Raw genomic sequence first — 12219 nt, 5'->3', positions numbered from 1 at the left:
TCTTCCGCCGCGCCAAGTCCGTGCTGCGCCGCGGNGGCATGCTCTACGTCTCGGAGAGTTGCTTCCGCAACGCCGCCATCCACGCCGATTTCGCGCGCCGCACCGGCACCGATTTCGTGCGCGAGGACATCTTCGGCTGGGGTGATCTGCGTCCGCTGTCGGATCTGATCGTCGCCGCCGAGGGCGCGGGGTTCTCGATCGCCTCGGTCGACGACCTCACCGACGACTACCGCCGCACCATCGAGGACTGGATCGCCAACGTCGAGGCCAACGCCGAGGCGATCGACGCCCACGGTCCCGGACTGGCCGCGAAGCTGCGCCACTACCTGGAGATCGCCAACGCGGGTTGGGGTTACACCACCAAGCACTACGCGCTGGTGTGCCGCAACCGCCGATGACACCGAGGACCGAGATGGACATCGAATCCGGACTGATCCCCGTGGCGGAGGTCGCCGAAGCCGTGGACGGCTTCCTGGCGGCCTCCCCCGCCGCGCGGGCCTGGGATGTGGAGACGGCCTTCGACTGGGACCGCGCCGACGCGGGCCTGCTCACCGAGGGCCAGCGTTCGGCGGTGCAGTTCGTCACGCTGATCGAGGACCACCTGCCGGGCTACTTCGACGTGTATCACCGCTACTTCCCCACCGATGACAGCGTCGACGCGGCCACTTTCGTGCACAACCGCGAGTTGTACCACTTCACCGTGCGGTGGGCGCTCGAGGAGGACACCCACGCCCGCGCGCTGACGCGCTACCAGGAAGCCTCGGGCATGGCCGAACGCGGCGCGCTGCGCACGGAACTGGCCGTGGAGGGGCAGCGGCCCTTCGACCTGCCCTACGAGCATCCGGTGCAGTTCTTCGCCTATGCCTTGGTGCAGGAGAAGGCGACCCAGATGTATTACCAGCATCTGCGGGAGGTGGCGGGCGATCCGGTGCTGGGCGCGGTGCTCTCGCGGCTGTCCCGGGACGAGGCAAGGCATTTCAGTTTCATGGCCGATGTCGTCGGGCGCTACCTGCGGGTGCACGGCGACAACGTCGTGGAACCGATCCGCGAGGTGATCGCCACTTTCCGGATGCCGCTGGCCGACACCATGCGCGGCTACTGGCGGTGGGCGTTGAAGATCGCCGACGTCGCCGACTACGACCACACCGAAGCCTACGAACACCTGGTCAAGGTCATCGACCGCGCGGTGGACGCGCGCACCGATCGGGTGGACGAACTGGTCCGCTTCATCGACCGGTGCCGCACCGTCGCTTGAGAACTACCGCCCGAGAACGCATTTCGGCCGGCTGGGTCCAATGACCCGGCCGGCCGAAGTCGTCTCAGCTGCCCGGGTGCAGGACCAGGATGGTGGTCGAGCCGTGCGCGATGAGCTTGCCGTTGGCGTCGGTGATCTTGCCCTCGGCGGTCGCGGTGCGCCGACCCAAGTGCACGACCTCGGCGTCGCAGGTCAGCCTGCTGCCGTCCAGGGTCACCGGACGGATGAAGTTCAGCTTCAGTTCCAGGGTGGTGTAGGCGATCCCGTCACCGAGACGGGTGAAGACCGCGCTGCCCATGGCGGTGTCCATCAGGGTGGCCAGCACGCCGCCGTGCACGGTGAACATCGCGTTGATGGTGGCCGGATTCGGGTCGAGGTAGTAGCGGGTGACCCCGTCGCCCGCACTCTCGAAACGGATGCCGAGCGACGCGCCGACCCCGAGGTTCTCGCGCAGTCCGCGCTCGAACACCGCGGTCAACTCGCTCACCCGCCGGTCGACGGCGGAATCGGTGGACGGCGCGGCGTCGGTAGCCTCGGAACCGTTGGTCGTGGCGCTGGTCATGGGTCTGCCTCCCTGCTGGATCGCTTGCCGAGTTCGCCGTGCGAGGGCGACGGCACCTCAACGCTGACCCATGACCCGCCCCGCCGCCGCGCGGCCCGAGCATTCGATTGGCGCGATCGACGTTGGCAATCGAGCTACTGGCGGGCCTCGACTCTGCGGAACAGGAACTCCACCAGGGTGATCAACGATTGCAGACAGGTGCCGCGGTGCCGGGCATCCAGCGCGGTCAGCGGCGTGTCCGGGGTGAGATCGAGCGCGTCCCTGATCTCGGCGAGCGGATAGGTCTGCGCGCCGTCGAACTGGTTGACCGCCACCGCGTAGGGCACCTCGCGCTCCTCGAGTACCGACAACACTTCGTCGGCCTTCTCGATGCGCCGGGTGTCCACCAGCACCAGCGCGCCGAGCGCACCCCGGGCCAGCTCCTCCCACAGGGGGACGAAACGCTGCTGGCCCGGCGTGCCGAACAGATACAGCGCCAACTGCGGATTCAGCGTGATGCGGCCGAAATCCATGGCGACGGTGGTCTGCTGCTTACCCGGCAGACCGGCCATGTCGTCGATGCCGACGCTGGCCTCGGTGATCGTCTCCTCGGTGCGCAGCGGCCGGATCTCGGACACGCTGCTGACGAACGTGGTCTTCCCGACCCCGAAATTCCCGGCGACCAACAACTTCACCGAGCGGGTCACCGTCTCCGGCACATAGTCGACGGTGCGCTCAGGCCGGGAGAGCACGGAGCCCATTGAGTACCTCCTCCAACAGGGCGATCTCCGGCAGGTTCTCGGCCGGGGTCGGACAGACCAGATGCTCGCTGTCCATCAGGTCGGCCACCACGATCTTCACCACCGACGGCGGCAGATCCAGGTAGGCGGCGATCTCGGCGACGGACAGCGCGCCGCGGCGGCTGCACAGATTCATCACCCGCACCGCATCCGGCGCCATACCCGGCGTCGGATCGGTGTGGACGACGACCAGCGTGACCAAATCCAGTTCGCGCGAAGCGCGCGAACGACCGCCGGTGCGCACGTAGGCGCGCACCAGGTCGGGATCGCGGCGGGGTCGACTCATCGCCGGTCGCTATCGGCTCTCCGGTGCGACATACTTCCTAGTTCGGTGCCCACGCGGGCGGCCAGCTCGTTCATCCGGTGCGCGATGAGGCTGACGTCGATCTCGGCGGTGGTGGAGACGCCCAGCAGCGCACCGTCGCCCGCCGCGGTGATGAAGATCATCCCGTCGTCGTATTCGGTGACGTTCTGGCGTATTCCCGTCTGCGGCCCCCCGCAGAACTCGCCCAGCGCCTTGCCCAACGACCGCAATCCGGAGGCCGCCGCCGCGAAACGCTCGGCGTCGTCGCGGCTGATCCCGGCCGAGTGCGCGATCCGCAACCCGTCGTCGGACAGCAGCACCGCGAATCGGACGCCGGGAACGCTCAGATCCTCCAATAGCCAACCCAGCTTGTTACTACTGTCGTTGACAGTGTTCGGTGTGGTCATGACGGTGTTGTCGTCCCTTCCGTGTGGTCGCTCGCCGTGGTTTTCCTGACATCGCTACTACTGACATCGTCTCTGCCGTCCGAGGCGCCCGCCAGGCTGCCGAATTCGGCGCTGTCCGCGGCGGCGGCGCGGCCGCTGCGCGAACCGGTCTGCCAGGCGGCGGCGATATCGGGCCTGCCGGGGGCGGTGGCGGTCGCGTCGGATCGGGTGCTGCGGGGACGTGCGGTGGAGGCGGGCGCGACCACACGCCTTCTGCGCTTGGGCAGTCCTCCACTGGTGATGTCGTGCACGGCGAATTCGCTCTCCTGTCTGACCGGTTCGGGCGCGGCGGGTACCAGGACCTGCTCGGGCACGACCGTTTCGGCGGGTGTTGCGGGTTCGTCGACGGGAAGCGGCGCGGACAACAGCGCCTCGGGGACGTAGACCATGGCGCGCATGCCGCCGTAGGCGTTGGGGCCGTCTATGTAGACGGTGAAGCCGTAGCGGCGGGCCAGCGCGGCGATGCCGGGGAAGCCGACCTTGGGGGCGGGACCGAGTTGGTGGATGTCGGTGGGCCGCTCGCCCGCCAGGATCTGCCTGGCCTCCTCCATCTGCTCGGCGTTCATCCGCACGCCCGCGTCGTCGATGATGACGGTGACGCCGTGGTGACCGCTCTGGAAGCCCACATCGACGAAGGAGGTGGGCGGGGAGTAGCGCAGGGCGTTGTCGAGCAGGGTGGCCAGGGTGTGCACCAGCGGTTCCACGGCGCGGCTGATGACCACGCGGTCCAACTGGTTCGGGCGCACCCGCAGGTAGTCGCGCACCCGGCCGATCGCGCCGCCGACGACGTCGGTGAGCGTCTGGGCGGGCCAGCGGCGACCGGGCAGACCACCGCAGACGATCACGTAGGACTGCGCCTGGCGGATCATCTGCTGCACGGTGTGGTCGATGCGGGTCAGCGTCGCGTAGACCTCGTCGTCACGGTGTTCGCGCAGCGCCGCGCTGACCACCTGGCTGACGTCGGCGCCCAGGCTCACCACGGAGGTGCCGAAGGAGCGGACCGCGCCGCTGGTGGCCTCGCGCGCGCCGGAGGTGACCTCGGTGCGCACACTGGACTCGGTGTGCTCGACGGCGCGGCGGACCTGCTCGTCGGCTTCCCTGGCGACCATCTCGCGGATCTCGGACTGCACCAGTCGCAGGTCGCCGTCGTAGCGTTCGGCGATCCAGCGCAGCGCCTGCCCGAAGCGCGAATCCTGAAGGCCGACCGGCACTTCGAAGGCGGGCGGGGTGATGTCGAAGCGGCGGACCGCCTCGGTGGTCGCGGGCATGGTCGTCACCGCGAAGGATTCGATGGCGGCCTCGTAGGCGCTCTGTCTCGCGGTCAGCTCGTCGATGCGCTCGCGTTGACGTCTCGTGATCGTCACCGCGTACACCGCCGCCGCGAGGACGAGGGCGAGGGCGATGGTCCACGGCAGTATTACGGCGATATCCACATTCACCAGTTCTCTCGTTGTCACCTGCTTCGATCCACGTCGAGAACCCCGGGCCTACGGTCCGCGTCCAAACCCATAGCCTGCTGCCACCGAACTCCGTCTCACCTTCCGAACACGTGTCGAACATTGCCGGTCGAGCATCGCGACCTGCCCACGCCGCGGTCGGGCCACCCCTCCGTACGGAGGTGCCGGTACCTGCGGAGAGCGGCGACCGGAGGCGTGAGTCGTCGTCGGCCGGGGCCGCACAGCGCCTGCGGGACAGGCGATCAGACGCGGCCCGAACCCGACGACCCGCCCACCCTAGCAGTTACTCGGGCAATGCCATGATGCAACCGGGAAGACCGGAAAGAAGTCGTTCCGAACGGAATTCCCGACCGTACTCGCCCGCTGTCCGACATTCGAAATCGGCCGGGGCCCGCCGCATTCGGCGGGCCCCGGCCGATAACCGGAAACCTGAGGTCAGGACTGCAAGCCGACCTCTACTTCGAGGGTGAGGGTGATCTTGTCGCCGATCACCACACCGCCGCCGTCGGGCAGCGGCATATCGATATCGACACCGAAATCACGACGGCTGACCACGGTTTCGGCACTGAATCCGGCGACCGGTCCATTACCCATCCCGGGATTCACGCCGAGGAATTCGACCTTCAGCGAGACCGGCTTGGTGACGCCGTGGAAGGTGAAGTCGCCCTCGACCACGAAATCCTCGCCGTCGGGCCGGAAACCGGTGGAGCGGAAGGTGGCGGTGGGGTGCTGCTCGGTGTGGAAGAAGTCGGCGGTGCGCAGGTGCGCGTCGCGCTGGGGGTTGTCGGTGGTCACCGAGTCGACGCGGATCTCGGCCTCGGCCGAGGCGGTGCCGTCCTCGTTCACCACGAGTTTGCCCTCGAAGTCGGTGAAGCGTCCGCGGATCTTGCTGACCATCAGGTGGCGCACGCTGAATCCGACCAGCGAGTGCGCGGGGTCGATGGCCCAGGTTCCGGGGGTCAGGGTGATCGAGGTGGTCATTGTCGCTCCTCCGCGTCGAGACAATTATTGGTTGATGTGGCAACCTATCCAACACTGCGCCCGGTCCGAAGATTTCCAGTGTGACAGACGACACATTCAGGCCCGGCCCGCGACTCCGGCGACGATTACCAAGACCGGCGGTACCGGATACCATGCCGGCATGGCAAAGCTGAAGGTGTCGGTGGATGTTCCACTCCCCCCGGAACAGGCGTGGACGCACACATCCAACCTGGCCGAACTCGATCGCTGGCTGACCATGCACGAGGCATGGCGCGGGGAGGTGCCCGCCGAACTGACCGTCGGCACCACGCTGGTCGGCGTCGCCACCGTCAAAGGACTGCGCAACCGGGTGACCTGGACCGTGCGCAAGGCCGAACCCCCGCATCGGCTGGCCCTGAGCGGCGCGGGTAAAGGCGGCACCAAACTGGGCCTGGACCTGTGGGTCGCGCCGAAAGGCGACGGTTCGGAGGTCACCGTCGACATCGAACTCGGCGGCGCGCCGCTGTTCGGCCCGATCGGTTCGGGCGTGGCCCGCGCCATCCGCGGCGACATCGAACGCTCGCTGGACAAGTTCGTGGCCCTCTACGCCGTGGAGCCCGGAGCCTGACCCACGAGACGACCGGAGGCCGGGCCCGCGTGCTGCGGACCCGGCCTCCGGCGTTCGAATCGGTCGGTACGGTCAGTGCGCCATCACGGCGGGCGCGTCGGTGAGTTCCGGATTCTTCGGCTTGCCGCGGGGCAGGAAGAACGCCGGGATCAACGTCAGCGCGATCAGCACCACCGCCACGATGTAGGTGTTGCCGAAGGCCTGGGCCGCCTGGTCCAGACCGGTCTCGATGCTGCCCGGAGGCAGCTTCTCGGCCACCGTCGGATCGACGCGGGAGGCGATCGCGGCCCCGGCCAGCGGTTGGTCGGTCAACAGGTTGGTCAGCACCACCGAGATCGCGGCGGTACCGATCGAGCCCGAGGTCTGGTTGACGATGTTCATCAGCGTCGAACCGCGGGCCACCTGCGCGTGGGTCAGCGTCTGGATCGCCGCGGTCATGATCGGCATCATCGTGCAGCCCATGCCGAGACCCTGGATGAACAGCGCGACCAGCAGGATCGAGTACGGCGTATCGGCGGCCAACTGGGTGAAGAACACCATGCCCACCGTCAGCAGCGCGACGCCGACCAGCACGATCCGGCCCGGACCGACCTTGTCGACGAAACGTCCGGCGATCGGCATCGTCAGCATCGCGCCCAGCCCCTGCGGCGCGATGAGCAGACCGGCGGCCAGCGCCGATTCCCCGCGCACCTGCTGCAAGTAGCTGGGCAGCAGCAGACCGGCGCCGAAGAACGCGATCGCGAAGAGCACCATCGTGATCACCGAGAAGGTGAGCGCGCGGTTGCGGAACAGGTGCAGATCGATGAGCGGATGTTCGGTGCGCAGCGCGTGCAGTACGAACAGCACCAGCAGGACCACGCCGACCGCGATCGGGATCAGCACCCGCGCCGAGGCCACCGTCCCCTGTTCCGGGATCGAGGAGACGCCGAACAGGAACAGCGCCAGACCCGGTGAGGCCAACAGCATGCCGAGGAAGTCGAAGGACTCCGAGGGCTCCGGGCTGTCGGAGGGGAACACGACGAAGGCCAGCACCAGCGCGACGACGCCGATCGGCAGGTTGATCAGGAAGATCCAGTGCCAGCTGAAGGCGTCGATCAGCCAGCCGCCCAGGATCGGGCCGCCGATCGGGCCGAGCAGCATCGGCACGCCCAGCACCGCCATGACTCGACCGACCCGCTGGGGGCCCGCGGCGTGGGTCATGATCGTCATGCCCAGCGGCATCAGCATGCCGCCGCCGATGCCCTGGAGCACGCGGAAGGCGATCAACGACTCGATGTTCCACGCCGTGCTGCACAGCAGCGAGCCGAGGACGAAGAACGTCAACGCCGCCATGTAGAGGCGTTTGGTGCCGAATCGGTCGGCCGCCCAGCCTGTCAACGGGATGACGGTGGCCAGTGCCAGCGTGTAGCCGGTCATGGTCCACGCGGCGATCGCGTAGCTGGTGTCGAACTCGACCTGGAAGGTGGGGATCGCGACGGTGACGACGGTGATGTCGAGAATCGACATGATCGCACCGAGCACGACAACACCGGCCACCTTGAAGACCCGCGCGTCCAGCTTGTCGCTGGTGACGGCGGGAGCCGTGTTATCCGGAGGAAGTGTCACCGCTTGACCTTTTCATTTCCACGCCGAAGAAACCAGCGACGGGCCGCTCCGGCGCATCATGGCCTTGCGGCCCGCGCATCGACGGGTCCGCTTCGCTCACCCGGCGTCGTAGGCGCGCACGGGCGGGCGGGCCGCCTCGAGTTGGGCGGCGACCGACAGGATGACGGTCTCGCCGTCGGCGGGACCGATCAACTGCACCGCCGAGGGCAACCCGTCGGCGCCGAGACCGGCGGGCACCGAGGCGGCGGGATGCCCGGTGACGTTCCACAGCGCGGTGTAGGCGACCATCGGCGCCGCCGCCAGCAGGGCCCGCACCGCGCCCGCGCCGTCGAGGACGCCGAGCGCGGGCGGTCGCGGCGCGATCGTCGGGGTGAGCAGCAGGTCGTGGTCGGCGAACAGGCGGTCGCCCTTCGCCGCCACCGCCTCCCCGCGCCGGATCCCCCACTCGACGACGGCCGAGCGCGCCCAGGCCCCCATCCGCAGCACCTGCCGGGTGCGCCGTTCGAGCGCGCCCGGGTCCTCGACCGACTCCGCCTCGGCCCGGACCCCGCCGAAGAACTGCGGGAAGAACGCCGCCGAGGGGTCGGGATAGTCCGGGTCGATCTCCTCGACGGTGTGGCCCAGTTCGGCCAGCAGCGCGGCGGTCTCGCGCACCGCGCGCACGTTCTCCGGGTCGGGCCGCACCGCGGGCACCGGCGAGACGACGCTGTAGCCGATGCGCAGGACCCGGTCGCGGCGGCGGACCGCTTCGGTGAAGGACATGATCGGCTCCGGCGCGGTGAAGCGGTCCGTCGCCGTCGTCCCCCGGATCGCGTCGTGGACGATCGCGCTGTCCAGCACGGTCGCCGTCAGCGGGCCGACCACGCCCAGTGCCCACCACAGATGCGGATGCGGCGCGGTGGAGAGTCTGCCGCGCCGCGGTTTCAAGCCGAACAGCCCGCAGCAGGCCGCCGGGATGCGGATCGAACCGCCGCCGTCGCCGCCGAGTGCGACCGGCACCAACCCCGCCGCCACCGCCGCGGCCGAACCGCCGCTGGACCCGCCGGTCCCGTGCCCGCGCTCCCACGGATTGCGGGTCATCCCGAAGGTGCTGGACTCGGTGAACGGCCACTGCCCGAATTCCGGCATGGCGGTGACGCCGACCACGATCGCCCCCGCCGCCCGCAACCGCCGGACCACTTCGGCGTCGGCCGCGGCGGGCGTGCGGTTGGCCCGCGTGCCGAAGGAGGTGACCACGCCCGCGACGTCGATCTCCGCCTTCACGGCGACCGGAATGCCGTGCAGCGGACCGAGTTCGGCTCCGGCGGCGCGCTGCCGGTCGCGTTCGTCGGCCTCGGCGCGCGCCCGCTCGCCCAGAACCCGGGTGAACGCGCGCAGGTCGGCGGCGGCCTCGATGCCCGCCAGCGTGGCCTCGATCAGTTCCCGCGTCGACACCGCGCCGCCGTCGAGCAGCGCGCGCAGGTCGGTCACGCTCGCGCCGAGGATCTGCCGCTGGTCCATCCGTCTCTCGATCCACCTCGTCCGTCGCTGGGTTCCGGTCACCCGGTCGGTCGAGCCTACCGCTCGCTCGTGTTCATCCGCCGAAGGTCGGCGTACCCCCGAGGAAGGTGGCGCGCACGCCGATCCCGGGCAGGTCGTCCGGCGGCACCGCGCGCGGATCCTGGTCCAGGACAACCAGGTCGGCGTACTTGCCGGGCGTGATCGACCCGGTGACGTCGTCGGCGAACAACTGGTAGGCGGCGTCGACGGTCTGGGCGCGGATCGCCTGGTCCAGGGTGATCCGCTCCTCCGGGGCCAGCACCCGCCCCGAACGCGATCGGCGCGTCACCGCCGCGGCCATATTGCGCAGCGGTTCCTCCTCGGTCACCGGAGCGTCGTTGTGGAACGAGATCGGCATGCCCGAATCCACCGCCGACTTCGTGCGCACCCAGCGCGCGCCGTGCTCCGCGCCGAACAGATCGTCGACCAGCACGTCACCCCAGTGGTAGAGGTGGTCCACGAACAGGCTGCACGTCACGCCCAGGCGGGCCGCGCGGCGGAACTGCTCGGTCGTCATCGCGCCGCAGTGTTCCAGGCGCAGTCGGTGATCGGGGCGCGGATAGGTGGTCAGGACCTGTTCGTAGACGTCCAGGACGGTGTCCACGCCGAGGTCGCCGTGCACGTGGCAGGCCATCTGCCAGCCCGGCGGATAGTAGGCGCGCACGATCGAGAGCAGTTGTTCGGGAGTGTAATTGGCGTGTCCGCGATGGTCGTGGCCCAAGCCCAGCGCCGCGGTGGCCGCGGTGTTCAGGTAGGGGAAGGAGGTGTCGATGTTGCCGATCCACGGCGACCCGTCCAGCCACACCTTGATGCCGATCTGACGGAACATGTCGTCGCCGTTGTCCAAGGGACAGTAGGTGATCCCGTCGGCGGTCGACATCTCGTAGACCCGCATCCTGACCTTGGCGCGCCCCTGCCGGTACAACTCGGCGGTGACCGGGCGCATCTGGTCGGAGAAGGCCATGTCGCTGCACAGCGTCACCCCGCGCGAGGCGAGATCGGCCTGCTGACGGGCCAGCAGTTCGGGAGTGCCGAGTTCGTCGAGCAGGATCGGCGCGACCACGGCCAGCACGGCGGGCGCCTCCCACACCCGCCCCGTCAGCACGCCGTGCGCGTCGCGCTCGAAGGAACCGCCCACCGGGTCGGGCGTGTCGCCGTCGAGACCGGCGTTGTGCAGGGCGACCGAATTCGCGTACGCGAGATGGCCGGAGTTCTGCCAGATCACGATCGGCCGGTCCCGGCCCAGCTCGTCCAGCCAGGCGCGGGTAGGTTCGGGAAACCCGTTCTGCAACAACAGGTCCAGGCCGTAGAAGATGACCGGTTTGCCCGCGGGCGCGTCGGCGAGGGTGCGCAGGATCGTCGCGTGCGCCTGCTCGGCGGTCGGGCAGGTGGTGACGGGCCGGATGTCGACCACCGCGTCGGAGTAGAGCATCTGCTCCTGGGTCGGATGGGTGTGCGCCTCCACGAATCCCGGCATCAGACATCCGCCGTCGAGATCGATGACTTCGGTGTCGGGACCGCGCGCGTCGAGCACTTCCGGGCCGCCCACCGCGGTGATCCGGTCGCCGGTCACCGCGACCGCGCTCGCGTCGGGATGGTCGGGATCGACGGTGAGGACGCTTCCGCCGGTGAAGATCATGTCGGCCTTGCTCATCGGAACCTCCGCGGGAGACGGGAGCGAACCTGCGATTGTGTGCCGTGCGGTAACTCTGTTCGGTCGTCCAGGACCCTAGCGCATAGATGATCCCGGTGGTTGGTCGCGGACAGGTCACGAGAATGTGTACTTCTCCCGAACCGGCCCGGGATGGCAACCCTGTGGCATACGGTGGGTCCACCTCGGTAACCCCGGGGTTGCAGGACGGGTCGCGTGGCCCCCGACGCACCCGTCGTCGCTGAGCGGGTCAGGTGGGAGGGGTGGAGTCTTCCTACCGCACTCCCACCTGGCCGGCACAGCGATCTCGCCGACGCTTCCGATAAGGACCACCATGAGCGGTATCGAGGTAGGCACACCGGCACAACGATTGCTGGCGAGTATCGCCCGCGCCGGATACGCGTCCATCGACGAGTTCATCGCGCGACTACGAGTCGATCCGCTGGCCGATACCGTCGAGATCCCCGCCGTGGTCGAGTTCTGGGACATCCCCGCCCGGCAGGCGGGCTGAGGCATGGGCGAGCGTGACGAGGATCTGGACGGCGCGGTGACGCGACCGCTGACCGCCGAGGACCGCGCGTGCGCGAGCGCCGCCGCCGAGGCGATGTCCTTCTTCACCGATCAGGGCTGGTCCTATCCCCCGGCGCGGGTGGCCGCGGCCGTCGAGGTGATGTCGACGGTCGGGCGCTATCTCACCGACGCCGTGGAACATTCGGGCCATCTGGATTCGGCGGATCTGGACCGGCGCTACGAATTCGTCTGCGCGCTCACCGATATGGCCTACGAGCAGCGCAGGCTGTACTGGCTGCTGGGTCGGTGGGCCCAGGAGTGCGCGACGGCGGGCACTCTCGGCGGGATCGACGCCGTGTGGACCGCCCACCGGTTCCGCGACGCGCAGAAGTACGCGGCCGCGCTGGGCGACGCGCTCAACGACGCCCACGCGCGCATCGGCAGCGAGATCGATCGGCGCTGCGCCGATCACGAGCACGGCGAACGCGCGGACGACCCGCCGGAGTGAGCGGTCTCCGGCGGG

General features: G+C 69.1%; 14 protein-coding genes. 5 read left to right on the top strand and 9 right to left on the bottom strand.

The annotated features are described in order from the left end of the window. The first annotated feature begins 38 nt into the window (after window positions 1-38). Together ON30_RS11590 and ON30_RS11585 are read left to right on the top strand one after the other, a co-directional pair. Window positions 39-398 carry a class I SAM-dependent methyltransferase gene (locus tag ON30_RS11590; RefSeq protein WP_444543692.1) on the top strand — a complete coding sequence of 120 codons (360 nt, stop codon included), beginning with the start codon at window positions 39-41 and terminating at the stop codon, window positions 396-398. Between the two features lie 14 nt (window positions 399-412). Next, window positions 413-1255, top strand: coding sequence for an acyl-ACP desaturase (locus ON30_RS11585; RefSeq protein WP_040706495.1), 843 nt, complete (start codon window positions 413-415; stop codon window positions 1253-1255). A 64-nt stretch (window positions 1256-1319) separates the two neighbouring features. On the opposite strand, the gene ON30_RS11580 is transcribed toward ON30_RS11585, so the two are convergent. The 6 genes from ON30_RS11580 to ON30_RS11555 all read right to left on the bottom strand — a co-directional run bounded on the left by ON30_RS11580 (window position 1320) and on the right by ON30_RS11555 (window position 5784). Next, a complete protein-coding gene (locus ON30_RS11580; protein ID WP_040706494.1) occupies window positions 1320-1817 on the bottom strand; it encodes a PaaI family thioesterase in 498 nt (165 codons plus the stop codon). Between the two features lie 134 nt (window positions 1818-1951). Further along, window positions 1952-2557 (bottom strand): GTP-binding protein, encoded by a 606-nt coding sequence (locus tag ON30_RS11575; protein WP_040706493.1) that lies wholly within the window; start codon window positions 2555-2557, stop codon window positions 1952-1954. Then, a complete protein-coding gene (locus tag ON30_RS11570; RefSeq protein ID WP_040706491.1) occupies window positions 2532-2882 on the bottom strand; it encodes a DUF742 domain-containing protein in 351 nt (116 codons plus the stop codon). The genes ON30_RS11575 and ON30_RS11570 overlap by 26 nt, the downstream gene beginning before the upstream one ends. Next, on the bottom strand, window positions 2879-3307 hold the full coding sequence (locus ON30_RS11565) for a roadblock/LC7 domain-containing protein (protein ID WP_040706489.1): 429 nt from the start codon (window positions 3305-3307) through the stop codon (window positions 2879-2881). The genes ON30_RS11570 and ON30_RS11565 overlap by 4 nt, the downstream gene beginning before the upstream one ends. Continuing rightward, window positions 3304-4803, bottom strand: a complete 1500-nt coding sequence (locus tag ON30_RS36050; protein WP_245554004.1) for an ATP-binding protein — start codon at window positions 4801-4803, stop codon at window positions 3304-3306. Before ON30_RS36050 ends, ON30_RS11565 begins: the two co-directional genes overlap by 4 nt. Before the next feature lie 435 nt (window positions 4804-5238). After that, window positions 5239-5784, bottom strand: a complete 546-nt coding sequence (locus ON30_RS11555; RefSeq protein WP_040706488.1) for a YceI family protein — start codon at window positions 5782-5784, stop codon at window positions 5239-5241. 160 nt (window positions 5785-5944) lie between these two features. Here ON30_RS11555 and ON30_RS11550 point away from each other — a divergent pair, with 160 nt between their 5' ends. Then, entirely contained in the window at window positions 5945-6391 is a 447-nt protein-coding gene (locus ON30_RS11550) for a type II toxin-antitoxin system Rv0910 family toxin (RefSeq protein WP_040706487.1), read from the top strand. A 72-nt stretch (window positions 6392-6463) separates the two neighbouring features. On the opposite strand, the gene ON30_RS11545 is transcribed toward ON30_RS11550, so the two are convergent. The 3 genes from ON30_RS11545 to ON30_RS11535 all read right to left on the bottom strand — a co-directional run bounded on the left by ON30_RS11545 (window position 6464) and on the right by ON30_RS11535 (window position 11189). Next, window positions 6464-7996, bottom strand: a complete 1533-nt coding sequence (locus tag ON30_RS11545; protein ID WP_040706486.1) for a DHA2 family efflux MFS transporter permease subunit — start codon at window positions 7994-7996, stop codon at window positions 6464-6466. A gap of 96 nt (window positions 7997-8092) precedes the next feature. Beyond that, window positions 8093-9496, bottom strand: a complete 1404-nt coding sequence (locus ON30_RS11540) for an amidase (protein WP_040706485.1) — start codon at window positions 9494-9496, stop codon at window positions 8093-8095. A 73-nt stretch (window positions 9497-9569) separates the two neighbouring features. Continuing rightward, window positions 9570-11189 (bottom strand): amidohydrolase, encoded by a 1620-nt coding sequence (locus ON30_RS11535; protein ID WP_040706484.1) that lies wholly within the window; start codon window positions 11187-11189, stop codon window positions 9570-9572. A gap of 331 nt (window positions 11190-11520) precedes the next feature. On the opposite strand from ON30_RS11535, the gene ON30_RS39030 reads away from it, so the two are divergent. After that, the gene (locus ON30_RS39030) at window positions 11521-11697 is read left to right on the top strand and encodes a hypothetical protein (protein ID WP_157183697.1); all 177 of its coding nucleotides are present in this window, start codon (window positions 11521-11523) and stop codon (window positions 11695-11697) included. A 3-nt stretch (window positions 11698-11700) separates the two neighbouring features. After that, on the top strand, window positions 11701-12204 hold the full coding sequence (locus ON30_RS11530) for a hypothetical protein (protein WP_040706482.1): 504 nt from the start codon (window positions 11701-11703) through the stop codon (window positions 12202-12204). Window positions 12205-12219 lie beyond the last annotated feature (15 nt).

Source organism: Nocardia takedensis NBRC 100417 (genome assembly GCF_000308695.1).
Classification (GTDB): domain Bacteria; phylum Actinomycetota; class Actinomycetes; order Mycobacteriales; family Mycobacteriaceae; genus Nocardia; species Nocardia takedensis.
This window is presented reverse-complemented; position numbering and strand designations above follow the sequence as displayed.